This window comes from Blastococcus aurantiacus, assembly GCF_900102425.1.
GTDB classification, from domain to species: Bacteria; Actinomycetota; Actinomycetes; order Mycobacteriales; family Geodermatophilaceae; genus Blastococcus; species Blastococcus aurantiacus.
Map to the genome: position 1 here is coordinate 412,173 of NZ_FNBT01000002.1, position 24,150 is coordinate 436,322.

Consider the following 24,150-nt stretch of genomic DNA (forward strand, 5'->3'; position numbering starts at 1 on the left):
GTGGCCGGTCATCAGCGGAGGTAGTCGAGCAGGGTGGGCGAGATGGACTTCGCGGTCGCGGCGAGCGCGGCCTCGTAGCCCATCTGGCGCATCTGCACGTCCATGATCGTCTTGGGGAGGTCGATGTCCTCGGCCGCGCCCAGCTGCTTGCGCAGGGTGATCTGCCGGTCGGCGTTGACCTGCTCCGCCTGGTCGAGCCGCGCGCCGCGGGCGCCGATGTCGGCGAGGGCACCGGTCATCTTCTCGAAGACCGCGTCGAGCGCCCCGAGGTCGGCGTCCAGCCCCGGCACGTTGGTGGTCAGATCGGTGGCGATGCGGCCGACGACGGCGAACAGGTCGTTCGCGCCGGTGCCGAACGCCTCCGGCCCGGTGAGGTCCACCCGCAGGAGCTCGCTGTCGGAGACCCGCCGCAGGACCTCGGCACGATCGTCACCGACGTAGTTGCCGGCGGGCCCGTAGGCGGCGTCCCCGGCCGTCACGCCCCCGAACAGGGGCCGACCCATGACCTTGGTGTTGGCCATGTTGAGCAGGCCGTCGCGCAGCGAGGCGACCTCGATGGCCAGGGCCTGCTGGCTGGCGGGTGAGCTGGCCGCGTTGTTGCCCTGGAGGGTCAGGTTCCGGACGCGCTTGACCACGTCCATCATCTCCATCAGCGTCGAGCTGCCCTGCTCGAGCCAGGACTTCGCGTCGGTGACGTTGCGGGCCTGCTGCGCGACCGACGCCTGCTCGGTCCGCGTCTGCATCGCGGTGTTGGTCCCGGTGGGCGAGTCCGACGGCCGGCTGATCGCCTTGCCGGAGGTGAGCTGCTGCTGCAGCTTGCCCAGGGCGTCGAGGTTCCGGTTGAGGCCCTGCAGGCTGGTGAGCGTGACTGCACGCTGGGTGATGCGCACTCAGATCACAGCCCCACGCGGCCGGTGCGGTTGATCAGCACGTCGAGCATCTCGTCGATCGTGCTGACCAGCCGGCCGGCCGCGGCGTACGCGTGCTGGTACGAGAGCATGTTCGTCATCTCCTCGTCGAGGTTGACGCCGGCCACCGACTCGCGGGACGCGTCGATCTGGGTCGTGATGACCTGCTGGATCTGGACGCCGCGGTTGGCCACCGCCGCCTCGACACCGAGCTGGACGACCAGCCTCCGGTACGTGGCGTCCGGACCACCGGCCTTGCTGCGCAGCTGGGCGATCTCGTCGGCCTTGCTGCTGTCGGTGTTCGCCGCACCCGGCAGGCCGGAGGCTGCGATCAGTGCCGGGTCGTCGAACGCCACGCGGATGTTCGATGCGTTGATGGGACTGCCGTCGGCGGACTCGAAGACGTCGATCCCCGGGTTGCCCAGCTTGTCGTAGGCGCCGGTGGTGTGGACCCCGTTGACCGCGTCCGCGAAGTCCTTCGCCAGCGCGTCCAGGTCGGACTGGTAGCTCGGGAAGATCCCGTTCATCGCCGCGAGCTGCCCCGCCGCCGTGCCGTCGGGGCGCACCGTGTGCCCGCCGACCGCGGTGACGACCCGGACCGGGGAGGTCCCGGTACCGGCCAGGTCCAGGCTGCCGGCGACCGCCAGCTTGGTGGCACTCGTCCCGCCGACCAGGGTCACGCCGCCGACGATGACGTCGACCATGCCGTCCTTGCCGTGCCGGACACTGGCGCCGGCCTGGTCCGCGAGCTTCATGACCAGCAGGTCGCGCTGGTCGACCAGCGAGTTGACCGGCAGGCTGGTCTGGTTCCCGCGCTGGATGGCCTGGTTGAGGTCGGCGATCGACGCCGCGGCCGCGTTGACGTCGTCCACCAGGACGGTGAGGTTCTCCCGCGTCTGGTTCCACTGCGCCTTCAGCGAGGCGGAGGCGAAGTGCAGCCCGCCCACGAGCGCCTCCATCTGCTGGAGGACCTGGGCGCGCGTCGCGTCGGTGTCCGGACCGTTCGTCACGGCCTCCCAGCCGTCCCACACGTCGGCGAGCAGGCTCTGGATGCCCTGGTCACCGGGCTCGCGGAAGGCAGTCTCCACCTGCTCGAGGGCACCCGCCTCGGTGCTCAGCCGGGCGTAGTTGGCGTGCTCGGTGTGGCCGCGGCCCTCGAGGAAGGCGTCGCGGATGCGGGTGACCTGCTCGACCGAGACCCCGCCCCCGATCCCGTCGCTGGTCGAGTAGAAGGCGGGGACGGCGCTGCCGCCGATGGCCTGCATGTCGGCCCGCTGGCGGGAGTAGCCCTCGGTGTTGACGTTGGCGATGTTCTGGCCGGCCACGTCGAGTGCCCGCCGCTGCGCCCAGAGCGCCGTCGTCGCGGCGTTGAGCGCGGAGAAGGTCCCGCTCACAGGGCGCCGTCCAGGGTGACCGCGCGGTGGCTGCCGTCGTCGTGGCGGCCGCTGGAACCGTAGGTGCCCGTGGCGGAGCGGGTCTTCATCAGCGTGTCGCTGATGGCGGCCAGGCCGCCCTCGATCAGCTCCCGGTTGGCGTCGGACAGGCTGCGCAGGTCGGTGATGAGCACCAGCAGCGCCTCGTGGTGCTTGCCGAACAGGTCGTTCCACGGCGCCGGGGCGGCCTCGGCGACCTGCTTCAGCGACGGGTTGGCCTGCAGGCCGAGGCGCGCAGCGATGGCCTCGGTGGCCGCCGACCGCTCCACCTCGAGGGTGCGCATCTGGTCGAGGACGACCTCGATCTCGTGCGCGATGCGCGCCAGCCAGCGGGTCTTCCCGGTGACGATCAGGTACTGCTTCTCCTCCGCCTTGAACAGCAGGAGGTCCAGGAGTTCCTGTTCCCGCCACAGCAACGTCGACAGGTGCTGGTAGTCCACGCGTCCACCGCCTCTCCGTCTCTCGTGCTGGGCGCCGCTGCGGTCGACCCGCCCGGCGCTCCCTCGTCGGAGGTGGCTTCGGCACCGTTCCCGGCCCCCTCAAGCCGAAGTGCGCAGCGACGTGCTCAAGTCGAGACCGAAAGTTGCCGATGAGCGGTGCCACCCCGGCCCGGGTCAGCCGAGAAGAGAGGCGTGAGCCCAGCCCGTACCTTCGCGTCCGAGCGCCCTCAGCGCGAGCGGATCCCGCTCGAACGTCCCGCCGCCGGACGCACTCCGCACCCGTCGAAGCCTCCTGTCCGGGCGCGGAGCCAGGCCGACGTCGACGCCCTGGTCACGGAGCACCTGCCGTTGGCCGCGTTCGCGGTGAACGCCGTCGCGGCCCGCATCTCGTTGCCCGCGCACGTCAGCCGGGACGACCTGCTCTCCTGCGCCCACGTGGCCCTGGTCGAGGTCGCCAGGCGCTTCGACCCCTCGGCCGGCGCCTCGTTCAGCACCTACGCCCTGGCGCGGTTGCAGGGAGCGGTGCTCGACGAGCTGCGCTCGGGCGATTGGGCTAGCCGCTCGGTGCGCGCCGCCGCCCGCCGCACCGACGCCGCCGCCGACGCGCTCACCATCTCGCTGGGCCGGCCCCCGACGCGCGAGGAGCTGGCCGCCGCGCTGGGCGTGCCGAGCAGCGAGCTCGACAGCCTGCGGGTGGACGTCCACCGCGCGGTCATGGTGAGCATCGACGCCGAGACCGGCGCCGACGGGAGTTCGCTCGACCTGCCGGACACCGGGGAGTCCCCCGAGCGCGCCCTGCTCCGCACCGAACGGGCGCGGTACCTGCACGAGGCGATCCGCGCGCTGCCCGACCGGCTGGACGAGGTCGTCGAGCGGAACTTCTTCGGTGACGAATCGCTGACCGACATCGCGGAGGACCTCGGCGTCACCCTCTCCCGCGTCTCGCAGATGCGGGCTCGCGCCCTCACGCTCCTCCACGCCGCCATGAGCGAGGTGTGGGACGGCAGGGCCGTACCCGCCGACGGCGGCGTGCGCGCCCGCAACCAGCAGCGCAGCTACGTCGACCGGGTCGCCGGCCGGCAGCACACCGTGCCCGGACCGCGCACCCCGTGGGCCGGGGTAGCCCGACCGGCCTGAGGCCGGTCCCCCTCTCCCGAACGACGTGGTCCCCGTACGCCTGACGGCGGACGGGGACCACGGTGAACGGCCGGCGGGTGGACGGCTGGGTCGGACGAGCTACCCCGTCACCAGGGCGCGGTCGGTCGTCCACAGGGCGGAGCCCAGGAGCTCGTCGACGACGTCGAGCGCGTCGGCAGAGAAGGTGAGTTCCTCACCGATCGACAGACCCGCCACCTCGGGTGCCTCCACCTCCAGGCAGAGATCCCCGCAGTCCTCGGTCGTCTGCCCCACGCTCTCGAGCACCGACGTGAGGCACGCGATGCTGGCGGCCGCGGTCGCGTCGTCGCCGGGCACCGGAGGCAGGCTGACCCGCAGGCGCGGGTGTGCCGCCGCGGTCTCGGCCAACCGCGCCATCCAGGCCTCGTGGCACTCCCAGCCCGCGGGGACGCGGACCGCGAGCGTCGGCCGGTGGGCGGCGACGACCGCGAGGTCGTAGCGCATCCGGCGGTCGAGGAGCCCCGCGATCGGCTCGGCGAAGAACTCCGGTGCCGGGATCGTGCCCGCCGGCATGATGCGTGCGGTGAGCGCCGAGAGGCGGGCTCCGTAGCCGGGCTCCTCGATCCGTTCGGGGTACTCGTCGAGATCCGCAGGGGCCGCCGACCTGGCCAGGTCGTACACCGCCTCGAGCCCGGCGTCCCAGGCCGGGCCGGCGTTGACGGCGCGGACCTGCTCGGCGGCGTGCCGCCCCCGTCGGTGGCGCAGGTCGGGATCGGCCACCAGCTCGGCCAGCGTCGCGAAGTACTCGTCGTCGGTCCGCCCCACGTACCCCGCACCGGTCACGCCGGGGATGTCGGCGTGGTAGACGTCCCCGTACGGGATGTCCGGCTGGAGGCTGAGGGTGGGAAGCCCGGCCATGGCCGCCTCGACGAGGGCCGTTCCGCCGGTCAGCGGGTAGGAGTCCAGGTACAGGTCCATCGCCGGGAAGAGGGACTCGGGATCGGGGAGGAAGCCGAGCGGGAAGACCCGTCCCGGGAACCTCTCCCCCAGCGCCTGCCACTGTTCCGTGTCCGAGGGCCCGACGAGGTAGACCACGAGCTGGTCGAACCGCTCCAGGGCCTGCGCGAGGATCCCGTCGAAGCCCTCCCCCCACACCGGCGACATCTTGTACGGGCTGCCCACCGACAGGGCGGCCACCTGGTCCTGCAAGCCCAGCGCCGCCCGCATCTCCTCCCGCGAGGACGACAGCGGGACGTCGGGGACGGGCAGCGCCAGCCGGGCATGCCGCTCGGGGCGGACGCCGCGGAGCTCACGGGTGACACGGAGCCCGGGTGAGCGGTTGTCCACCACGAGGTCGGCGCAGCCGAGGCCGAGCCAGAACGTGTGGTCGGCGTGGTTCTCCAGGAGCACCGGTGGCCGGCGACCGGGCATGTTCGCGGCCGCCAGGGCGATGGCGTCCCAGGGGTGCGTGTGGAGGACGACCACGTCGGCGGCGTCCATGTGCCGGCGCAGTGCGTGCGCCCGGGCACCGAAGGTGGGGTGCGCCTCCTTGAGGTCGAAGACCTGACCTCCCGTGGACCGGGCGGCGGCCCGCAGCGGTTCGGGCGACGGCCCGCCCTGATTGGTGAGCACGACGTCCGAGCGACGGGGATCGCGCTCGATCCACCGCCACGCGAGGCGGGTGTGCCCGCCGACGCCGTAGGTCTCGCTCAGCACGTGCAGCACACGGCCACGGGCCCGCTGCCCGTCGATCTCGGGCGCGGGCCCCCCGGCGCGGGCGGCGGACACCACGGCGCGCTCGAGCCGCGGGTCGGCGAGCAGCCCGACGGGCGCGCACCAGGTCATGTTCCCGATCAGGGTCGCGGTCAGCAGCACCCTTTCCAGGTCGCCCTGGCGGGCGTAGGCCTCGACGACCTCCACCAGCCGGTCGTACTGCTCGCGGTGGGCCGCGACCCGTCGCAGTGCGTCGTCGGAGACCGAACGGGCGGCGACCGGGGTGCGCGGGCCGGGGATCTGCATGGTCATGACCGGCTCAGGCGCCGATGCGCTGGCTGCGGACCCGGTTGTCGAGCGCCCGACGCCAGGCGTCCGCCCAGACCGGGGCGGTGTGCTCGGTCAGGTGCTGGGCGAGTACCACCTCGCGGTTGCGGGCAGCGATCTCGCGGCGGCGGTCGCCGTCGTCGATCGCCTTCGCGATGTGGTCGGCCCAATCACGGGGCCGCTTCGCCCGCATGCCCAGGCCCAGGCGCTCGTAGTCCGGTGTGTTCGACCGGATCGGGAAGACACCGCGGGCGGCGTACTCCAGGGGCTTGAGCCAGCTCTTGGCCTCGTTGAACCGGTCGAGCCGCAGCGGGGCGATGCCCACGTCGAAGAGCTCTCCCACGGCCGAGAGGTACTCGTCCACGGTGTCCTTCCACGGCACCTCGATCGGCGGCTCCGGGAGGTGCAACCGCTGCTGGGCGTCCATGGCCTGACCGAGGATCGTGAACCGGCTCGCGCGGCGCGCGCGGTCCAGCCCCTGCTGCAGTCCCGACTCCATGGCCTGGAGGTCGTAGGGGTGGCTCGCCAGCGATCCCGTCCAGCCGACCGTGACCGTCTCCGGCTCCGGCCGGTCGTAGGCGGGGGCCAGCTCGGCGATCCGCCGGGGGATGGCGTTGGGCACCACGACGCCACGACCGTGCCGGGCGTACTCCTCCAGCAGCGCCGGGGTGGTGGCGGTGACCAGGTCCGCCTCGCGGGCGCATGCCGCGATCCAGTGCGCGACGTTGTGGTGCTGGATCGTGGCGAAGCCCATGTGCCCGTAGGCGATGCCGCTGAACAGGTCGTCGATCTCCACGACGACGGCCACGCCCTGCGCCTGGAGCAGACGCAGGATCTGCAGGGCCGGCTTCGTCTTCGGCAGCTGGAGGACCACGACGTCCGCGCCGTCCGCGTCCACCGAGATCACGTCGGAGGACTCGTCCTCGGCCGGACCGCTCATCCGCGTGGCGAGCCCGTAGCTCAGGGTGACCTGGACTTCGAGGCCCGCCTCGTTGACGGCCCGGGCGGGCTCGGTCGCCCGGTAGTACAGCGACCCCGCGAAGCGGGTCGACGACAACTTGACCTTCATGGCCGGCGGGTGTCCTTCCGGGTCCGGGTTCACGACGCCGCCACGGTGCGGACCACACCGGGCTGGCAACGGCCCCACGCGGAGCCACCGGGCTCCCCATCGGCAGTCCCGGTGCGGGTCGACACCGCACGATCGCGGTTCTGCGGCTGCCTCGGCCCCGTCCGGGTGAAGCAGTCGAAAAAGTCCCGGATTCGGGTCAAGGACCGGCGCCGGACAGCCGTAGACCCCTGTGCAACACCCCGCCAGCACGGATGCCAGCGGATTCAAGTAAGGCCCCGTCCAAGGAGGAACCTCATGGGTCTCAGCGTCAACACCAACATCGCGGCGATGAACTCGTACCGCAACCTGTCCAACACGGACAACCAGCTCAGCAAGTCGCTGGAGAAGCTCTCCTCGGGCTACCGGATCAACCGCGCCGCCGACGACGCGGCCGGCCTGGCCATCTCCGAGGGCCTGCGCTCGCAGATCGGTGGCCTCAAGGTCGCCATCCGCAACACGCAGGACGGCGTCTCCGTCGTGCAGACCGCTGAAGGTGCGCTCACCGAGACGCACGCCATCCTTCAGCGCATGCGCGACCTGGCGGTCCAGTCGGCGAACGGCAGCAACGACGCCAACTCGCGTTCGGCTCTCAACTCCGAGGCGACCGCGCTGAAGGACGAGCTGACCCGCATCGCCGACAAGACCACGTTCAACAACGTGAAGCTGCTCGACGGCACCTTCTCGTCGCAGAACTTCCAGGTCGGCTACGCCTCTGGTGACACCATCTCGGTGAGCATCAAGGGCTCGGCCGCCGGTTCGGGCTTCTCCGCTACGCAGCTCGGCGTCAGCGGCGTGGACCTGAGCTCGGCCAGCGGCGCGGCTGCTGCGATCGGCTCCATCGACACCGCCATCAAGACGGTCTCCACCTCGCGTGCGGACCTGGGTGCCCTGCAGAACCGGTTCGAGCACACCATCAAGAACCTGAGCGTGACCCAGGAGAACCTGCAGGCCTCCGAGTCCCGCATCCGCGACACCGACATGGCCCAGGAGATGACCAACTTCTCCCGGAACCAGATCCTGAGCCAGGCCGGTACCTCGATGCTCGCGCAGGCCAACCAGGCCTCGCAGAACATCCTGAAGCTGCTGGGCTGATCCTCGCGGATCTCCTGAGGTGGTCCCCCGGGACCACCTGAGCAGCACCCTGCACCACCGGTGAGGGGGGAGGCCCTGGGCCTCCCCCCTCACCGCGCACGGCAACCCGACACCTTGGAGGCGCAGTGGCCGGCATGAGCGTGGGAGGCCTGGTGTCCGGCATGGACACCGCCTCGATCATCGACGGGCTGATCTCCGTCGAGGCGAACTCCCAGACCCTGCTCAAGCAGCGGCTGTCCGCCACCCAGTCCCAGGGCACCGCCTACCGGGCCATCAACACCCGCTTCGACGCCGTCCGCTCGGCCGCCGAGGCACTCACCAAGGACGCCGCCTGGCAGTCCGCGAAGGCGCTGAGCTCGTCGACGTCGGTCACCGCCAGCTCGGTCGGCGGCGCAACCGCGGGTTCGGTCACCTTCACCGTGGACCAGGTCGCCAAGGCGCACTCGGCGGTCAGCTCCACGACGTGGACGGCGACCGGGACCCAGACCGCCGACGACATCGACTTCGGTGCCACGACGCTCGACGTCGTCGTCGGGGGCAAGACGACCAACGTCAGCCTGGACCGCAACGGCGACGGCAAGGCCACCCTCTCCGAGGCCGCCGCGGCGATCAACGCCGCCGGTCTCGGCGTGACCGCGACCCCGCTGAAGGTCACCGACACCGGCTACCGGATGTCGCTCACCTCGACGACCACCGGCGCCGCCTCGGCCTTCAGCGCCACCGGGTTCACGACCGCCACGCAGGGGCGCAACGCCGAGATCACCGTCGGCGACGCCGGCAGCAGCTACAGCATGAGCTCCCCGACCAACACGTTCTCCGGGCTGATCGCCGGGACGACGATCACGGTCACCAAGCCGGAGACCGGCGTGACCGTCAACGTGACCCCCGACCCCGACGCGGTCGCCGCAAAGGTCGAGTCGCTGGTCACCGCGGTGAACGGGCTCCTCGACAGCATCTCCGCCTACACCGACGCCGACAGCGGCACCGCCTCCCTGAAGGGCGACAGCACGCTGCGCCAGCTGGCGACGCAGACCCTCGACGTCCTCGCCTTCGCCGTCGGCAGCGACGGCTCGGCCTCCAAGGTCGGGCTGCAGCTGACCAAGGACGGGCACTACACGTTCGACAAGACGAAGTTCACCGCCCAGCTCGCCGCCGACCCCACCGTGGCGCGGCGCATGTTCGACTCGGCCACCGCGAACGGTGGCGCGGACGACGACCTGGCCACCACGGCGGACAACGGCACCACGCCGACCGGCATCGCCGCCAAGTTGCTCGCCATGGCCAAGTCGGCGACCGACACGACGATCGGGTCGCTGACCGTGCTGGCCAAGGGCACCGACACCCGGGCCAAGGAGCTCAAGGACAGCATCGCCGCCTGGGACCTCCGGCTGGAGATGCGGCGGGCGACGCTCACCCGCCAGTTCACCGCGATGGAGACCGCGCTCAGCACGATGCAGAACCAGTCCAACTGGCTGGCCTCCGCCATGAGCTCCATGTCGGGGACGAAGAAGCAGTAGCGCCCGACCGGCTCGTGCAGTCCGGCCGCGTCGGCCGGCCATCCCCCGCAGGACACAGATCTAGGAGTCGATCACGATGAGCAACGCGGCCCTGCGCGCTCGTTATCTCGGGAACTCGGTCACCACGGCCTCCCCGCAGCAGCTGCTGGTGATGCTCTACGACCGGCTCGCACTCGACCTCGAGCGTGCCCAGATCGCCATCGCCGACGGCGACCGCGACGAGGCCACCGCGCAGGTCCAGCACGCACAGGACATCGTGCTCGAACTGCTCGCCAGCCTGCGCGTCGACATCTGGGAGGGCGGGCCCCGCCTGGCCGCCCTCTACGACTGGCTGATCCGCGAGCTGTCGCAGGCCACCATCAAGCCGGACGCCAACCGGATCGGCTCCTGCCGCTCGGTCGTCGAGCCGCTGCGCGATGCGTGGCGGCAGGCAGCGGCATCCCTGGCCGGCGCCCCGTCATGACCGGCCTGAGCCCGGTCGGCGGCGCCGCCACCGCAGGGTTCGGCCACAGCCCGTACGCCCCCCCGGACCCGCGCGGTCCGGCCGGCGACCGACGTGACCGGCGCGGCGCGGCGCGGGACTGGCGCCAGGCCCTCGACGAGCTCGAGGGCGACGTCCTGGACGCCCAGGAGCTTCTCGCCCGAGGTCGCGCCGAGGAGATCGCCACCTGGGGCCGGCGTGCGGAGGACTGGATTCCCCCGCACGACCTGGGGCCGCTGCCACCGGACCTCCGCGAGCGGGCCGCCCGGCTGCTCCAGCACCAGCTCGCCGTCGCCGAGCACCTGGCCGAGCGGATCACCCAGTCGCAGAAGCAGCGCGACGTCGCCGCCCGCATGTCCTACGCCCCGGCCCGGCCCGTCGCCAGCTACATCGACCGCGGGCTCTGACCGCCGCCGACCCGAACCGCACGCCCACACCTACCCAGCCCCGCCCCCGGCCCAGCCGGCGGCGGGGCTCTGCTTTTCCGCGGAGAAGCAGCCCGCTTTTCCGCGGAAAAGCAGAAGAGTTGCCAACTCCCCCGTCCCCGTCGGCCCAGGACACGGCGAGGTCACCGCCAGTCCCACCCGCCACCGCTCCCCCTCGGGGTCACACGCTTCTCTCGCGGATCACCCGGACGGTCAGCCGGGAGGCCCGCGCTGCCGATGAGGCAGGGGCACGGAGAGCAAGCCCTTTCGCCACGGATCGGCGGACCACGCACTCGTTCGCGAGTGCTTCTTCCGCCTACCCCGGAGGTCGATCGTGTCCCGCTCGTCCGTTCTCCCCGCTCGATGATCGGGGAGATCACCCCCGCCGCCCTGCACGCCAGCCTCTCCGGTCTGGCCCAGCGTCAGCGGGTCACCGCCGACAACATCGCCAACATCAACACCCCGGGCTTCCTCGCCGGCCGCGTGGACTTCGAGTCCTCGCTCGCGGGCGCGCTGCGCAACGGCGAGACGCCGCAGATCAACGGGGGCACCGTCGCCCGCTCGCTGGAGCCGACCAACACCAACGGCAACAACGTGAACCTGGATGCGGAGACCCTCATCGCCACCGAGACCGGCCTGCGGTACCAGCTGGCCCTGAACGCGCTGGACGGCAAGTACAACTCCATCCGCACGGCCCTCAGGACGCAGTGACCATGGCCATCTTCGACACCTTCGGCATCTCCGGCTCGGGCCTGATGACCCACCGCAAGTGGCTGGACGCCGTCTCGGACAACATCGCCAACGTCAACACCGTGCGCCGCACGGACGAGGACGCCTTCCAGCAGCGGATGGTCGTCGCCGAGGCGGTCGAGTACGGCACCGGCGAGGGCGGCGTCCGCGTCGCCCGGGCGGAGTTCGGCAACGCCGAAGGCCGCCTGGTGTACCAGCCCGACCACCCGCTGGCCGACGACGCCGGTTACGTGAAGTACCCCGACATCGACCTCGGGGACCAGATGTCCCAGATGATCATGGCGCAGCGCGGCTACCAGGCCAACCTCGCCGTGGTCGAGCGGGCGACCGAGGCCTACCAGGCCGCCCTGCAGCTCGGGAAGGGCTGATCATGACGTTCCCCATCGGGGCCATCCCCGGCATCGGCGCCGCCATCGGTACCGGCGGCGTCGCCGGCATCGACAGCACGGCCGCCGTGAACGGCACCGGCGCCGTCGGCGGCGACGCGTTCTCGTCGATCCTCGCGACGTCCTTCGACCAGCTGGCCGCCACCCAGGCGACGTCCGACGGTCTGGCCGCCCAGGCCGCCACCGGCGACCTGAAGGACGTGCACGACTACATGATCGCCCGGAATGAGGCGTCGCTGGCGACCGAGATGGTCGTGGGCATCAAGAACGCGGCCGTCAGCGCCTTCAACGAGATCATGAGGATGCCCATCTGATGAACAAGGCACTCGCCGGGACGCTGGAGCGTGCCCGCTCCACGTTCGCCACGATCAGCCTGGGGCAGAAGGTCGTCATCGGCCTCCTGCTCGCCGGGCTGCTCCTCGGCGGGTTCTTCTTCTCGAGGTGGATCACCGCGCCCACGCAGGCGCCGCTGTTCTCCAACCTCGCCGCGAACGACGCTGCGGCCATCGTCGAGGAGCTGAACGCCGCCGGCGTCGCCTACGAGCTCACAGACGGTGGCCAGACGATCATGGTGGCCAAGGACGCGGTGTACGACCTCCGCCTGCAGATGAGCGGCCAGGGCCTGCCCGCGGGTCAGGACACCGGCTACGCGCTGCTGGACGAGCAGGGCATCACCACCAGCGAGTTCCAGCAGGAGGTCACCTACAAGCGCGCCCTGGAGGGCGAGCTGTCGAAGACCCTCGAGTCCCTGGACGGCGTCAACGAGGCCATCGTGAGCGTCGCGCTGCCCAAGGAGGAGGTCTTCGTGACCGACCAGGCCGAGCCGACCGCCTCGGTGCTGCTCGACCTGGCCGCCGGCACGCAGCTCTCCGGCGAGCAGATCCAGGCGGTGACGAACCTGGTCTCGTCCAGCGTGGAGAAGATGTCGCCCGAGCAGGTGACGGTCACCGACACCTCCGGCCAGGTGCTCTCCACCCCCGGCAGCGGGATCAGCGCGGCCGCCGGTGACGCCCGGTCCCAGGTGGAGATGGACTACCAGAACCGGCTCGCCACCAACGCCCAGAAGATCCTGGACTCGGTGCTCGGCCCCAACAAGGCCGTCGTTTCCGTCCGCGCCGACGTCGACCTCGACCAGCGCGACACCACCTCGAAGACGTACACCTACGAGGAGGGCACCCCCCCGGTCTCGGAGAGCACCACCACCGAGGACTACACCGGCGCCGGTGGTGCCCCCGTGGGTGGCGTCCTGGGCCCGGAGAACATGCCCGACGCGGCCGGCAACGCCGGTGGGGGCGACTCGAACTACACCAAGGAGTCGACCACCGCGAACAACGCCGTCGGCGAGACCACCGAGATCACGCAGGCCGCCCCCGGTGGCCTGAACCGGCTGACCGTCTCCGTGGTCATGGACCAGGCCGTGGCGGGGAACCTGCCCCAGGCCCAGATCCAGGCCCTCGTCGAGGACGCCGTCGGGCTGGACGCGGCACGCGGCGACGCGATCACCGTGGCCGCCATGCCCTTCGACACCACCGCCGCCGACCTGGCCGCCGCGCAGATGGAGGCCGCTCGCGAGGCGGAGGCCAGCGAGGCGATGTGGTCGATGATCCGCACCGGCGGCATCGCTGCCGGCATCGCGCTGGTCGTGCTGGTGGTGTGGCTGCGCTCGCGCAAGCGCGGCGAGCCCGAGGAGGACTACGAGCCCCTCGAGCTCACCGACGACATGCTCGCCGAGCTCGACCGCATCCGGATCTCCAGCACGCGCGAGGAGCCGATCGACAACGCGCGGGCCGAGCTGGAGGCCGCTGAGCGGCTGAAGGTCCGGAGCGAGATCTCCACGATGGTCAACGAACGCCCCGACGAGGTCGCGGCGATGCTCCGCGGCTGGTTGACGGAGAACAAGGCATGACGCTCGCGGGCATGGACCAGTTGCTGGCTGCGGACGGGGCGAACCTGCCCGCTGTTCCCCCGGCTCCCGCACGGCCGGAGCTCCCCGGACTGCGCAAGGCCGCGGTCTTCCTGGCGCAGATGAGCAAGGAGGAGGCCGGCGTCCTGCTGGCCAAGCTCCGTCCGCGCGAGGTCGAGTCGCTGACCCGGGAGCTCATGCGCCTGGGCTCGGTCGAGCTCGGGGACGTGGACGAGGTGATGAACGAGTTCCACGGCCTGATGACCGCGCAGCACTTCATCGGCCGGGGCGGCGTCGAGTTCGCCCGCGAGATCCTCGCGGCGGGCCTCGGGGAGGACAAGGCGGGCGACATCCTGTCCCGCCTCAACGTCGTCTACACCGAGGTGCCGTTCGCCTCCCTGCGCAACGCGGACGTGCGGCAGCTCGTCACGTTCCTCAAGGACGAGCACGCGCAGATCATCGCGCTGGTGCTCGCCCACCTCCCGGCGGGGCAGTCGGCCGAGGTGCTGTCGGGTTTCGCCCCCGAGCAGCAGGCCGAGGTCGCGCACCGCATCGCCACGATGGACCGCACCTCGCCGGAGATGGTCCGCCTCGTGGAGGAGGAGCTGGGCCGCCGGATGGGCTCGATCCTGGCCCACCAGGACATGTCCACCGCCGGTGGCGTCGAGGCCCTCGTCGAGATCATCAACCGCTCGCCGCGGCCCACCGAGCGCTCCATCCTCGAGTGGCTGGACAGCACCGACCCGGAGCTGGCCGACCAGGTCCGCTCGCAGATGTTCGTCTTCGAGGACATCGTCACCATCGACGACCGCTCCCTGCAGCTGGTGCTGCGCGAGGTCGAGGCCAACGACCTGGCCACGGCGCTCAAGGGTGTGCGGCCCGACGTCCGCGACAAGATCCAGCGCAACCTCTCCGAGCGCGCCGCCGAGAACCTCTCCGAGGAGATCGAGCTGCTCGGCCCGGTGCGCACGCGCACCGTCGAGGAAGCACAGGCCAAGGTCGTCGGCGTCATCCGCACGCTCGAGGAGCAGGGTGTGCTGACCATCTCGCGCGGCGGGGACGATGAGTTCGTTGCCTGAGCCCCGCACGAACGGCGGGGCGGCCCTGGTCGCCCCGGACTCCATGGCGGTCGTGCTGCGCAGCGCGGACGCCGGCGCACCGCCGGCCCCGCGGGCACCGCGCGAGGGCGCCGTCCTGCGCGGTGGCGCGGCGAGCAGTGCCCGCCCGTACCGCCAGGTCGCGGACGTGCCGGCCCCCCGTCCGGAGCCCTCGCCCATCGAGCGCCGCACGACGGTCCGCCGCGCGGAGGACCAGCCCGTCGCCGGCGGCCGGCCCACCGTCCGCCTCGGGGAGGTCTACGCCGAGGAGCTCGACCGGCTGCGGCGCCAAGCCCACGCCGAGGGCTTCGCCGCGGGGCGGGTCGAGGGCATGGCCGCGGCCGCCGAGGTGGTCGCGCAGGCCGAGCAGGCCGCCGCCGAGCGCATGGCCGAGGCGCAGCAGCGCTGGGAACGGCGGATCGCCTCGGCCACCGCCGCCCTCGGCGCCGCTGCCGCGCGCCTCGAGGAGTCCTCCCTGCCGACCGCGGAGGACATCCGCGAGACCGTCATCGGCTCCGTGCTCACCCTGCTCGAGGACCTGCTGGGCCGGGAGCTGGCCCTGGCCGACTCCCCCGTGCTGGACGCGGTGCGCCGCGCGCTGACCCTCTGCCCCGCCGACGCGCCCGCCCTCGTGCGCGTGCACCCCGACGACCTGGCCGAAGTCCCGGCCGACGCGCTCGCCGAGCTGCCCGACCACGTCCGCGTGGTCGCCGACCCCGCGGTCGAGCGGGCCGGCGCGATCGCCGAGACCGGCTCCCGGCGCATCGACGCCCAGCTCGTCTCCGCGCTCGAGCGGGTGCAGGCGGTGCTGCTCGCATGACCCCGCCCGCCCTCCCCCTGTCGCTCCTCACCCGCGCCCGCGCGGCCGCGTCGCCCCAGGTCACCGGGGTGGTCACCGGAGCGATGGGCCTGACGCTCACCGTCGACGGAATCGCCGCCGCCGTCGGCGACCTGGTCGAGATCAACCCCGCCACGCGGCCCCTGCTGGCCGAGGTCGTGGCCGTCGGGCGGGACCGGCTCACCTGCATGCCGCTGGGCACGCTGTCCGGCGTCCACGCCGGGGCGCCCGTGCGGGCCACCGGGATGCCGCTCCAGGTGCCGGTCGGCGAGGCGCTGCTCGGCCGCGTCCTCGACGGGCTGGGCCGCCCGGTCGACGGCGGGCCGCCGCTGGCCTCCCGGGTCTCCTGGGTCGACCTGGCGAGCGAGACGCCGCACGCCCTGTCCCGCACCCGCGTGGAGGAGCCGCTCACCTTCGGCGTCCGCGCCCTGGACACCCTCGTCCCCTGCGGCAAGGGCCAGCGCCTGGGCATCTTCGCCGGCTCGGGCGTCGGCAAGTCCAGCCTGCTCGCTCAGATCACGCGGGGCACCGATGCCGACGTCCGCGTCATCGGCCTCATCGGCGAGCGAGGCCGTGAGGTCCGCGAGTTCCTGGAGGAGAACCTCGGCCCGGAGGGGATGGCGCGCACCGTCGTCGTCGTCGCCACCTCCGACGAGCCGCCGCTGGTCCGGCTGAAGGCCGCCTTCGTCGCCACCCGCATCGCCGAGGCGTTCCGCGACCAGGGCCGCGACGTGCTGCTGCTCATGGACTCGATCACCCGGACCGCCATGGCCCAGCGCGAGGTCGGGCTGTCCGCGGGCGAGCCGCCGGCCACCCGCGGCTACCCGCCGAGCGTCTTCGCGATGATGCCGCAGCTGCTGGAGAAGGCCGGCACGGGCGCCGTCGGCTCCATCACGGGGCTCTACACCGTGCTGGTCGAGGGCGACGACCACAACGAACCGATCGCCGACACCGCGCGCTCGATCCTGGACGGGCACATCGTGCTCACCCGGAAGCTCGCCACCGTCGGGCACTTCCCGGCCATCGACGTGCTGGAGTCGATCTCCCGCGTCGCCACGGCCGTCGTGCCGCCGCCGCAGATGGCCGACGCCCGCGAGATCCGCCGGCTGATGGGTGCGCTGCGCGACGTCAAAGAACTCATCGAGATCGGCGCCTACCAGGCCGGCAGCGACCCGCTGGTCGACCGGGCACGCGACCTCGCCCCGCAGATCGAGGCCTTCCTGCAGCAGCCGATGGGTGAGTCGACGCCGACGCCCGAGGCGTGGGCGTGGCTGCAGCGGATCGTGCGGTCGTGAAGAAGGCCGCCTTCCGGCTGCAGCCGGTCCTCGAGCTGCGCCGCACGCAGGAGCGCGCCGCCGCCGTGGCCTCGGCCCGCGCGGCCGCCGCGGCGTCGGACGCGGCCCGGCGCGCGTCCGACTACGAGACGACGCTCGCCACGGCCTCGCTGCCGCGATCGCTCCCGTCCGGCGACTTCCTGGCCGCCATGACGGTGCTGCGCTTCGCCGCCACCGACGCCTCCGACGCCCGCGCCGCCGCGACCGCCGCGGCCGAGCAGGCCGAGGCGGTCCGCGCGCAGTGGACGGCGGCGGCGCAGCGCACCAAGGCGCTGGAGCGGCTGCGCGAGCGCCACCGCGAGGCCCAGCAGCACGCCGAGGCCGCCGCCGAGGAGCGCGCGGTCGACGACCTGGTGACCGGCCGCGCCGGCCGGGGAACCGCCGAGGAGGAGGTCCCGTGGACGGCCTGACCGCGGTGCAGGCGCGGATCAGCGAGATCCAGTCCCGCTTCACCCCGCAGATCGCGGCGTCCTCGTCCGGCTGGGCGTCGGCCGCTGCGGCCGCCGGCCTGGGCGGCACCACTGCCGCGTCCAGCAGCTCCGCCACGAGCGCGGCCGGGACAGCCTCCGAGACGGCGGTCGTCGCCGAGGCGACCAAGCACCTCGGGGTCCCCTACCTCTGGGGCGGCACGGACCCCGCGAAGGGGCTGGACTGCTCCGGCCTGGTCCAGGTCGTCTTCGGCAACCTCGGCATCGACCTGCCCCGAACGTCCTCCCAGCAGGCCACCAGCGGCACCGCCGTGGCCTCGCTCGCCGACGCCCGCCCCGGCGACCTGGTCTTCTTCGACCACTCGTCGTCCCGGGCCGGCATCGACCACGTCGGCATCTACGTCGGCAACGGCAAGATGATCGCCGCGCCGCAGGCGGGCGAGGTCGTCAAGGTGCAGGACGTCGGCAACCCGACCTCCATCCGGCGGGTCCTCCCCCAGGCCGCGCCGGTCGCCGCGGCGGCAGGGGTCGGCGGGGGCGTCGCCGGCGTCCCCTACGCAAACCTGTTCACCGGCGCCGCCGGCCGCCACGGGGTCGACGCCTCGCTGCTGGCCGCCGTCGCCTCGGTCGAGTCGAACTTCGACGCCGGCGCGGTCTCCCCCGCCGGCGCCGAGGGCCTCATGCAGTTCATGCCGGCCACCGCCCGCGGCCTCGGGGTGTCCGCCCTCGACCCGGCATCGGCCGTCGACGGCGCCGCCCGCTACCTCAAGCAGCTGACCGGGCAGTTCGGCTCCACCGAGCTGGCGCTGGCCGCCTACAACGCCGGGCCGGGGACGGTGAGCCGCTACGGCGGCATCCCGCCCTACCCGGAGACCCAGAACTACGTCCGCAACGTCATGAGCAAGGCGGAGGCCTACCGATGAGCGCACCCCTGATGCCGACGGCGCCCGCCGTCCGCGGGCCCTCGACCGGTGGTGCCGCGGACGCGGGCGGCGCCGAGAGCGCCGCACCGTTCGCCTCCGCGCTGGACGGCGCCCTGTCCGAGGGCCGCGGAGCGGTCGACGACGGGGCGACCGACGACGGCGGGGCGCAGGACCACGGGTCCGCGGCCACGACCGTCGTCCCCGTCGACGCCGTGGCCGCCGGGGTGCCCGCACCCGCGGACCTCGCCGCCACGCTCTTCGCCCTCGCCCTCGGGACGTCCCAGGCCGCCGCGCAGGCGGCGGGCACCGGCGCTGCGCCCACCATCACGACCGACGGCGGCACGGTCGCCGGGGTCGCGGCCGCGGCCGCAGCACCGGCCACCGTCGCCGGAGCCGCGCCTGCCCTCGCCGTCCCGGCTCCGACCGCCACGACTGCGCCCACCGCGGCGGCGGGGGTCTCCCCGGTCCTCGCGGGCGGCGGCGCACCGGCGTCCGCGACCGGCCTGCCCGTCGACGTGGTCGTCACGTCGCCCGTGCCCGGGACGCCGGGTGCCGCAGCGGCTCCCACCGGGCCGTCCCTCGTCACGGCCGGCGCCACCGCGGCAGGCCCGACCGCGGCCTCCGCCCCGGCCGGCGTCCTCACCGAGGCGGCCACCACGGTGGCCGCGGCCGCGTCGGCCGCCGGAGCCGCGACGGCGTCGGTGTCCACCGGCGCCGATCCGGCCGCCCCGGGCACCTCCGTGCCGGCCGGGACCGACCTGCCCGTGGCGGGCGCCGCCTCGTCGGCCGGTGCGGACACCGGAGCGGCGGGCCAGGACGCCGGCGGTACGCCGTCGGGCAGTGGATCCACCGAGCCGGTCACGACCGGGATCTCCGGCCCGGCACCCACCGGCACGGCAGCGGCCGCCGCCGACGCCGACGGCCCGACCGCCGCAGCGAGCCAGCCGGTGGCGGCGCAGGTCGCCCGGCAGGTGGCCGTCCTGCGCGGTGCACCCGACGGCTCGCACACCATGACCCTGGTCCTCACCCCCGAGACCCTCGGGCCGGTGGAGGTCTCGGTGACCGTCACCCAGGGCACGATCGACCTGGTCCTCCGCGGGGCGCACGAGCAGAGCCGGGCCGCGCTGCTCGACGCGCTGCCCGACCTGCGCCGCGACCTCGAGTCCGCCGGCCTGGTGACCGCCAAGCTCGAGGTGTCCAAGGACAGCGGCGGGTCGTGGCTGGACCGGCACGCCGCCGGTCAGCAGGCCCAGCAGGGCTTCGGCGACCGCCCCGGGCAGCAGGGTCCGGCCGACGGTCGGTCACGACCATGGCTGCGGCCTGCCGATAGCGGAGAGACCAGGACCGCCCCGACCACCGGATCCGGCTCGTCGGGCGTCGACGTCCGCGTCTGAACAGGAGACCCACCCATGACGGACGCACTCAACGGCTACGGCACCGTCCCGCCGCCCTCCGCGACCCCCCAGGTCGACCGCGGGGACCAGATGGGCAAGGACACCTTCCTCAAGCTCCTGGTCGCGCAGATGCGCTACCAGGACCCCTCGAAGCCGGTGGACAGCTCGCAGATGATCGCGCAGACGGCGACCTTCACCCAGGTGGAGAAGCTCGAGCAGCTCGCCACGATGGGCGCCACGTCGCTGGTGCTCCAGGAGCACGCGGCCGCGGGCGCCATGGTCGGCCGCCAGGTCACCTACACCGACACCAACGGGGCCACCGTCACCGGCCTCGTCTCCTCCGTCCGCCTCGCCTCCGGCAAGTCCGAGGCCGTCGCCGTCGTCGACGGCAAGGACGTGCAGGTCGGCCGGATCACCGCACTCTCCACCCCCACGCCGAGCTCAGGGACGAGCTCCTCCGCGGCGTCCTGACCCACTTCCCCGCACGACACCCGAGGAGATCCTCCGCATGCTCCGCTCCATGTTCTCCGCCATCTCCGGCCTGAAGGCCCACCAGGCGAAGATGGACGTCACCGGTAACAACATCGCCAACGTCAACACCGTCGGCTACAAGAGCAGCGCCACCGTCTTCCAGGACACGCTCTCGCAGGTCGTGCGCGCCGGTGGCGCCCCGGCCGCCGACCGCGGCGGCACGAACCCGGCCCAGATCGGCCTCGGCGTGAAGCTGGCGGCCATCACGACCAACTGGACCAACGGCGCCGCCCAGTCCACCGGCCGCTCGACCGACTTCATGATCGAGGGCGACGGCTTCTTCGTGACCCGTGGTCCCGGCGGCGAGCAGCTCTACACCCGGGCCGGCTCCTTCGACTTCGACGCCGGCGGCCGGCTGACCACCCCGGACGGCAGCATCCTCCAGGGCTGGCGGGCGGACGCGAACGGCGCCATCAACGCCAACGGGCCGATCGAGGACCTGACCGTCCCCTACGGCGCCACCGTGCCCCCGGAGCCCACCGGCAACTCCGCCCTCGGCGGCAACCTGAACTCCGCCGCTGCCGTCGGCGCGTTCGTGCAGACCCCGGTCCGCATGTACGACCAGATGGGCGTGGCCCAGCAGGTGACCTACACCTTCACGAAGCTGGCCGACAACGAGTGGCAGCTCGTCGTCAACAACGGCGACGACGACGGCAACCCCGCCACCCCGCCGCCGGCGCTGGCGCTGACCAACCCCGACGGCACCGCCTTCGACGGCGTCGTGCGGTTCGACCCGGTGAACGGCGCCATGACCGCGCCGGCCGGCCAGATCCGCTTCGCCCCCGGTGCGGTCGCATGGCCCGACCCGGTGACGATCGACCTCGAGGGCCTGACCCAGTTCGGCGGCAAGAGCGAGGTCGTGCCGACCGACGTCGACGGCTACGCACAGGGCTCCCTCCAGGGCTTCGAGCTCTCGAACGACGGCACCATCACCGGCACCTACTCCAACGGGCTCCGGCAGAACCTGGGCCAGCTGTCGATGGCGTCGTTCAACAACCCGAGCGGCCTGGAGAAGGCGGGCAACTCCTCGTTCCGGATCGCGCAGAACTCCGGCGAGGCGATGATCGGCGTCGCCGGTGCCGGCGGCCGCGGCATCCTCTCCTCCGGCGCGCTGGAGATGTCGAACGTCGACCTCTCCGAGGAGTTCACCAGCCTGATCGTCGCCCAGCGCGGCTTCCAGGCGAACAGCCGCGTGATCAGCGCCTCCGACGAGCTCCTCGGCGACCTCGTCAACCTGAAGCGCTAGCCCGTCGCCGGTCCCGTCCGCATCCCCCGGTGGGTGTGGGCGGGACCGGCGGTCCGGCGCCCCCGGGTGACCGGCGCGCGCCCCGCTCGGCTCAAGGACCTGCTGTCCGACGCCGATGGTGACAGTGACGTTTCCCGCCCGACTCTCTCCTCCCGCCCGACCCCACCCCCGCCCCACCGAGCAAGAGGACCGTCCCGTGATCCGTGTGACCCGCCTGAACGGGGAGCAGTTCGCGCTCAACCCCGACCTCATCGAGCGGGTCGAGGCTCACCCCGACACCGTCGTGTTCCTGGCGGACGGCACCCGGTACGTGGTCAAGGAGACCGTGGACGAGGTGGTGCTCGAGATCCGCGAGTACCGGGCGGGCATCCTCGCGACGTCCTACGAGATGGACCGCGGCGAGTACCGCCCCGACCGGCCCGAGCTGGCCGGCATCTCCTCGGTCGTGCCCTTCCCGGGTACCGAGGAGCGCTGACCCATGGATCCGGTCACGCTGCTCGGTTTCGGGATCTCGATCGTCGCCCTGTTCGTCTTCATGACGCTCGAGGGCGTCGCCCCCATGGCGCTGCTGTTCCTCCCGGCGATCATTCTCGTCATCGTCGCCACCTTCGGTGCGGCGATCGCCAGCCAGACGATGGCCGACCTCAAGAAGTTGCCGTCCTGGTTCAAGATGGCGGTGGTGCCGGGCAAGGTCCCGCCGCCCACCGAGCAGATCCAGACGCTGGTGAGCCTCGCCGAGAAGGCCCGCAAGGAGGGCCTGCTGGCCCTCGAGGCCCAGGTGAAGGCCATCGAGGACCCCTTCCTCAAGCGCGGCCTGCAGATGGGCATCGACGGCACCGACCCCGAAGAGCTGCGCACCGTCCTGGAGAGCGAGATCTCGGCCAAGAAGGCCGAGGACAAGGTCGCGGCCAAGTTCATGAACGCCATGGGCGGCTACGCGCCGACCATCGGCATCCTGGGCTGCATCGTCGGCCTGATGAACGTCATGGCCAACCTGCAGAACCCGGAGACGCTCGGCCCGATGGTCTCCGCGGCGTTCATCGCCACGCTGTGGGGCGTCATGGCGGCCAACTTCTGGTTCCTGCCGATGGGCGCCAAGATCCTCCGCGTCAGCGAGCTCCAGGCCGCCCAGATGGAGCTGCTCGTCGAGGGCATCGCCGAGATCCAGGCCGGCACCAGCCCGCGCGCGGTCCGCCAGAAGCTGAACGCGCTCATCCCGCCGAGCGAGCTCGCCAAGGAAGCCGCATGAGTGCGGGCCACGGCGGCAGCCGCCGGAAGAAGCACGAGGAGCACGAGGAGCACGAGAACCACGAACGGTGGCTGGTGTCGGCCTTCGACATGATGACGCTGCTCTTCGTGCTGTTCGTGGTGCTCTTCGCGATGAGCAAGGTGGACGAGCAGAAGTTCGCCGCCCTCGCGAAGGGCCTGGCCGAGAGCTTCGGCGGACCGATCACGGTGAGCCCCGGCCCCACCCCGGAGGGATCGGTCCTCGACGGCCTGCCCGGCGCCGTCGACATCGCCTCGGCCATCCCCTCGGACCCGACGGTCTCCGAGGCCCAGGTCGACAAGGCAGCCGCAGCCGCGGCGGCCGAACGTGCCCAGCGGGTCGCCAACGAGGCGCAGGGCGCCTACGACGAGCTGGCCGCGGCCCGTGACCAGCTGGCGGCGGCGCTGGCCGAGGCCGGCTACCCCGACGCCGCGCGGTTCGAGATCGACGAGCGCGGCCTGGTGGTGCACATCGTCGCCGACGCCGTCCTCTTCGACGCCGAGGAGGCGGTCCTGCGCCCCGAGGGCAGGGCGATCCTCACCGCCGTGGCACCCACCCTCACCGGGCTGCCCAACGTGATGCGGGTCGAGGGTCACGCCAACCACCTGCCCGTCACCCGCGGCGGCCCCTGGCCGTCGAACTGGGAGCTGTCGGGTTGGCGGGCCAGCACGGTGCTCCGGTACCTGGCCTCCGACGGCGTCCCCGAGGACCGGTTGTCCGCGGCCGGCTACTCGTCCACGAAGCCACTGGTGCCGATCTCCGACCCCGCGGCGATCAGCGTCAACCGACGCGTCGACGTCGTCGTCCTCTCCACCGCCTCGGCGGAGGCCAACGCGCTGTTGCCGGGCATCGACTCCGCCACGACCGGCGCCCCGCCGGCCGGTGCCGCACCCGCCGGCGCCGCCACCCAGGACACCACGCACGAGGAGGGCCACTCATGAGCAAGGACAAGGACAAGGACAAGGCGACCGAGACCGACGAGGAGGCCCCGAAGGGCAAGAAGAAGCTCTTCCTCATCATCGGCGTGGCCGTGCTGGCGATCGCCGGCGCGGCGTACTTCTTCGTCTTCTCCGGGGGCGAGGCCGAGGCGGCGGCGCCGGAGCACGGTGGCTACACCGCGCTGGAGCCCATCGCGGTCAACCTGGCGGGTGGTGGCTACCTCAAGATCGGCATCACCCTGGACTACACGCTGGCTGCCGCCGGCGGCGGTCACGGCGGGGGCGGTGTCGACGGCGCCAAGGCCTACGACGCGATCATCTCGACGTTCTCGCAGGCCAAGCCCGCGGACGTCATCAGTGCGCGCGACGCTCTGAAGGAAGCGCTGGAGCAGAAGATCATCGCCGCGTACACCGAGCACGACGTGCCGATGGTGATGGGCATCTACTACACCGAGTACGTCACGCAGTAACCCCGCGGCACCGCCAGGGCAGAAGTGGACAGCCCTGCCCTGGCGGTGCTGTCGGGTGCACGGTCCCGGGCCCCCGGGACGACCG

General features: G+C 72.5%; 26 protein-coding genes. 21 read left to right on the forward strand and 5 right to left on the reverse strand.

The features are described from left to right. Nucleotides 1-11: 11 nt before the first annotated feature. From flgL to BLS70_RS05505, 3 genes are read right to left on the reverse strand one after another with little or no spacing between them, the layout of a single operon-like run. Nucleotides 12-890, reverse strand: coding sequence for a flagellar hook-associated protein FlgL (flgL, locus tag BLS70_RS05495; RefSeq protein WP_091764622.1), 879 nt, complete (start codon nt 888-890; stop codon nt 12-14). Nucleotides 891-895: 5 nt separating this feature from the next. Then, the gene (gene flgK, locus BLS70_RS05500) at nt 896-2,302 is read right to left on the reverse strand and encodes a flagellar hook-associated protein FlgK (protein ID WP_091764623.1); all 1,407 of its coding nucleotides are present in this window, start codon (nt 2,300-2,302) and stop codon (nt 896-898) included. After that, nucleotides 2,299-2,781, reverse strand: coding sequence for a flagellar protein FlgN (locus BLS70_RS05505; RefSeq protein ID WP_091764624.1), 483 nt, complete (start codon nt 2,779-2,781; stop codon nt 2,299-2,301). The genes flgK and BLS70_RS05505 overlap by 4 nt, the downstream gene beginning before the upstream one ends. 192 nt (nt 2,782-2,973) lie before the next feature. Between BLS70_RS05505 and BLS70_RS05510 the strand changes: the two genes are divergently transcribed. Then, nucleotides 2,974-3,918, forward strand: coding sequence for a sigma-70 family RNA polymerase sigma factor (locus BLS70_RS05510; RefSeq protein ID WP_091764625.1), 945 nt, complete (start codon nt 2,974-2,976; stop codon nt 3,916-3,918). Between the two features lie 99 nt (nt 3,919-4,017). On the opposite strand, the gene BLS70_RS05515 is transcribed toward BLS70_RS05510, so the two are convergent. Together BLS70_RS05515 and BLS70_RS05520 are read right to left on the reverse strand one after the other, a co-directional pair. After that, the gene (locus tag BLS70_RS05515; protein WP_091764626.1) at nt 4,018-5,922 is read right to left on the reverse strand and encodes a glycosyltransferase family protein; all 1,905 of its coding nucleotides are present in this window, start codon (nt 5,920-5,922) and stop codon (nt 4,018-4,020) included. A 7-nt stretch (nt 5,923-5,929) separates the two neighbouring features. After that, nucleotides 5,930-7,006 carry a glycosyltransferase family protein gene (locus BLS70_RS05520; protein WP_091764627.1) on the reverse strand — a complete coding sequence of 359 codons (1,077 nt, stop codon included), beginning with the start codon at nt 7,004-7,006 and terminating at the stop codon, nt 5,930-5,932. A gap of 294 nt (nt 7,007-7,300) precedes the next feature. Here BLS70_RS05520 and BLS70_RS05525 point away from each other — a divergent pair, with 294 nt between their 5' ends. The 20 genes from BLS70_RS05525 (at nt 7,301) to BLS70_RS05620 (ending at nt 24,065) form a co-directional block, all read left to right on the forward strand. Next, nucleotides 7,301-8,137: a flagellin N-terminal helical domain-containing protein gene (locus BLS70_RS05525; RefSeq protein WP_091764628.1), complete on the forward strand. Its 837-nt coding sequence runs from the start codon at nt 7,301-7,303 to the stop codon at nt 8,135-8,137. Between the two features lie 134 nt (nt 8,138-8,271). Next, the gene (gene fliD / locus BLS70_RS05530) at nt 8,272-9,654 is read left to right on the forward strand and encodes a flagellar filament capping protein FliD (RefSeq protein ID WP_143030349.1); all 1,383 of its coding nucleotides are present in this window, start codon (nt 8,272-8,274) and stop codon (nt 9,652-9,654) included. A gap of 76 nt (nt 9,655-9,730) precedes the next feature. Further along, a complete protein-coding gene (gene fliS / locus BLS70_RS05535; RefSeq protein ID WP_091764630.1) occupies nt 9,731-10,117 on the forward strand; it encodes a flagellar export chaperone FliS in 387 nt (128 codons plus the stop codon). Beyond that, a complete protein-coding gene (locus BLS70_RS05540) occupies nt 10,114-10,542 on the forward strand; it encodes a hypothetical protein (RefSeq protein ID WP_091764868.1) in 429 nt (142 codons plus the stop codon). The genes fliS and BLS70_RS05540 overlap by 4 nt, the downstream gene beginning before the upstream one ends. 381 nt (nt 10,543-10,923) lie before the next feature. Then, nucleotides 10,924-11,271, forward strand: a complete 348-nt coding sequence (gene flgB / locus BLS70_RS05545; RefSeq protein WP_091764631.1) for a flagellar basal body rod protein FlgB — start codon at nt 10,924-10,926, stop codon at nt 11,269-11,271. A 2-nt stretch (nt 11,272-11,273) separates the two neighbouring features. Continuing rightward, complete coding sequence (gene flgC / locus BLS70_RS05550) at nt 11,274-11,678, forward strand: flagellar basal body rod protein FlgC (RefSeq protein WP_091764632.1); 405 nt, start codon at nt 11,274-11,276, stop codon at nt 11,676-11,678. 2 nt (nt 11,679-11,680) lie between these two features. Further along, a complete protein-coding gene (gene fliE / locus BLS70_RS05555; protein WP_091764633.1) occupies nt 11,681-12,010 on the forward strand; it encodes a flagellar hook-basal body complex protein FliE in 330 nt (109 codons plus the stop codon). Then, nucleotides 12,010-13,602 (forward strand): flagellar basal-body MS-ring/collar protein FliF, encoded by a 1,593-nt coding sequence (fliF, locus tag BLS70_RS05560; RefSeq protein WP_091764634.1) that lies wholly within the window; start codon nt 12,010-12,012, stop codon nt 13,600-13,602. The genes fliE and fliF overlap by 1 nt, the downstream gene beginning before the upstream one ends. After that, nucleotides 13,599-14,678, forward strand: coding sequence for a flagellar motor switch protein FliG (gene fliG, locus BLS70_RS05565; protein WP_091764635.1), 1,080 nt, complete (start codon nt 13,599-13,601; stop codon nt 14,676-14,678). Before fliF ends, fliG begins: the two co-directional genes overlap by 4 nt. Further along, the gene (locus BLS70_RS05570) at nt 14,671-15,516 is read left to right on the forward strand and encodes a FliH/SctL family protein (protein ID WP_255362254.1); all 846 of its coding nucleotides are present in this window, start codon (nt 14,671-14,673) and stop codon (nt 15,514-15,516) included. Before fliG ends, BLS70_RS05570 begins: the two co-directional genes overlap by 8 nt. Further along, nucleotides 15,513-16,829 carry a FliI/YscN family ATPase gene (locus BLS70_RS05575; RefSeq protein WP_091764636.1) on the forward strand — a complete coding sequence of 439 codons (1,317 nt, stop codon included), beginning with the start codon at nt 15,513-15,515 and terminating at the stop codon, nt 16,827-16,829. The genes BLS70_RS05570 and BLS70_RS05575 overlap by 4 nt, the downstream gene beginning before the upstream one ends. Continuing rightward, the gene (locus BLS70_RS05580; RefSeq protein WP_091764637.1) at nt 16,826-17,278 is read left to right on the forward strand and encodes a flagellar FliJ family protein; all 453 of its coding nucleotides are present in this window, start codon (nt 16,826-16,828) and stop codon (nt 17,276-17,278) included. Before BLS70_RS05575 ends, BLS70_RS05580 begins: the two co-directional genes overlap by 4 nt. Further along, nucleotides 17,266-18,219: an NlpC/P60 family protein gene (locus tag BLS70_RS05585; protein ID WP_091764638.1), complete on the forward strand. Its 954-nt coding sequence runs from the start codon at nt 17,266-17,268 to the stop codon at nt 18,217-18,219. Before BLS70_RS05580 ends, BLS70_RS05585 begins: the two co-directional genes overlap by 13 nt. Next, complete coding sequence (locus BLS70_RS05590) at nt 18,216-19,613, forward strand: flagellar hook-length control protein FliK (protein WP_091764639.1); 1,398 nt, start codon at nt 18,216-18,218, stop codon at nt 19,611-19,613. The genes BLS70_RS05585 and BLS70_RS05590 overlap by 4 nt, the downstream gene beginning before the upstream one ends. Nucleotides 19,614-19,628: 15 nt before the next feature. Continuing rightward, on the forward strand, nt 19,629-20,084 hold the full coding sequence (locus tag BLS70_RS05595; protein ID WP_091764640.1) for a flagellar hook capping FlgD N-terminal domain-containing protein: 456 nt from the start codon (nt 19,629-19,631) through the stop codon (nt 20,082-20,084). A 37-nt stretch (nt 20,085-20,121) separates the two neighbouring features. Further along, nucleotides 20,122-21,390 (forward strand): flagellar hook protein FlgE, encoded by a 1,269-nt coding sequence (locus BLS70_RS05600; protein WP_091764641.1) that lies wholly within the window; start codon nt 20,122-20,124, stop codon nt 21,388-21,390. Between the two features lie 196 nt (nt 21,391-21,586). Further along, nucleotides 21,587-21,865, forward strand: coding sequence for a flagellar FlbD family protein (locus tag BLS70_RS05605; protein ID WP_091764642.1), 279 nt, complete (start codon nt 21,587-21,589; stop codon nt 21,863-21,865). A gap of 3 nt (nt 21,866-21,868) precedes the next feature. After that, complete coding sequence (locus BLS70_RS05610; RefSeq protein ID WP_091764643.1) at nt 21,869-22,639, forward strand: motility protein A; 771 nt, start codon at nt 21,869-21,871, stop codon at nt 22,637-22,639. Further along, nucleotides 22,636-23,598 carry a flagellar motor protein MotB gene (locus BLS70_RS05615; RefSeq protein ID WP_091764644.1) on the forward strand — a complete coding sequence of 321 codons (963 nt, stop codon included), beginning with the start codon at nt 22,636-22,638 and terminating at the stop codon, nt 23,596-23,598. The genes BLS70_RS05610 and BLS70_RS05615 overlap by 4 nt, the downstream gene beginning before the upstream one ends. Beyond that, entirely contained in the window at nt 23,595-24,065 is a 471-nt protein-coding gene (locus tag BLS70_RS05620; protein ID WP_091764645.1) for a flagellar basal body-associated FliL family protein, read from the forward strand. Before BLS70_RS05615 ends, BLS70_RS05620 begins: the two co-directional genes overlap by 4 nt. Nucleotides 24,066-24,150: the final 85 nt, after the last annotated feature.

Excerpts from the sequence above, each read along its gene's own strand:
- BLS70_RS05610 (WP_091764643.1), top strand. The coding sequence starts at position 21,869 with ATGGATCCGGTCACGCTGCTCGGTTTCGGGATCTCGATCGTCGCCCTG.
- BLS70_RS05620 (WP_091764645.1), top strand. The coding sequence starts at position 23,595 with ATGAGCAAGGACAAGGACAAGGACAAGGCGACCGAGACCGACGAGGAG.
- fliG (WP_091764635.1), top strand. The coding sequence starts at position 13,599 with ATGACGCTCGCGGGCATGGACCAGTTGCTGGCTGCGGACGGGGCGAAC.
- fliE (WP_091764633.1), top strand. The coding sequence starts at position 11,681 with ATGACGTTCCCCATCGGGGCCATCCCCGGCATCGGCGCCGCCATCGGT.
- BLS70_RS05600 (WP_091764641.1), top strand. The coding sequence starts at position 20,122 with ATGCTCCGCTCCATGTTCTCCGCCATCTCCGGCCTGAAGGCCCACCAG.
- flgC (WP_091764632.1), top strand. The coding sequence starts at position 11,274 with ATGGCCATCTTCGACACCTTCGGCATCTCCGGCTCGGGCCTGATGACC.
- BLS70_RS05540 (WP_091764868.1), top strand. The coding sequence starts at position 10,114 with ATGACCGGCCTGAGCCCGGTCGGCGGCGCCGCCACCGCAGGGTTCGGC.
- fliD (WP_143030349.1), top strand. The coding sequence starts at position 8,272 with ATGAGCGTGGGAGGCCTGGTGTCCGGCATGGACACCGCCTCGATCATC.
- flgB (WP_091764631.1), top strand. The coding sequence starts at position 10,924 with ATGATCGGGGAGATCACCCCCGCCGCCCTGCACGCCAGCCTCTCCGGT.
- BLS70_RS05595 (WP_091764640.1), top strand. The coding sequence starts at position 19,629 with ATGACGGACGCACTCAACGGCTACGGCACCGTCCCGCCGCCCTCCGCG.
- BLS70_RS05615 (WP_091764644.1), top strand. The coding sequence starts at position 22,636 with ATGAGTGCGGGCCACGGCGGCAGCCGCCGGAAGAAGCACGAGGAGCAC.
- fliS (WP_091764630.1), top strand. The coding sequence starts at position 9,731 with ATGAGCAACGCGGCCCTGCGCGCTCGTTATCTCGGGAACTCGGTCACC.
- BLS70_RS05525 (WP_091764628.1), top strand. The coding sequence starts at position 7,301 with ATGGGTCTCAGCGTCAACACCAACATCGCGGCGATGAACTCGTACCGC.
- BLS70_RS05575 (WP_091764636.1), top strand. The coding sequence starts at position 15,513 with ATGACCCCGCCCGCCCTCCCCCTGTCGCTCCTCACCCGCGCCCGCGCG.
- fliF (WP_091764634.1), top strand. The coding sequence starts at position 12,010 with ATGAACAAGGCACTCGCCGGGACGCTGGAGCGTGCCCGCTCCACGTTC.
- BLS70_RS05590 (WP_091764639.1), top strand. The coding sequence starts at position 18,216 with ATGAGCGCACCCCTGATGCCGACGGCGCCCGCCGTCCGCGGGCCCTCG.
- BLS70_RS05520 (WP_091764627.1), bottom strand. The coding sequence starts at position 7,006 with ATGAAGGTCAAGTTGTCGTCGACCCGCTTCGCGGGGTCGCTGTACTAC.
- BLS70_RS05515 (WP_091764626.1), bottom strand. The coding sequence starts at position 5,922 with ATGACCATGCAGATCCCCGGCCCGCGCACCCCGGTCGCCGCCCGTTCG.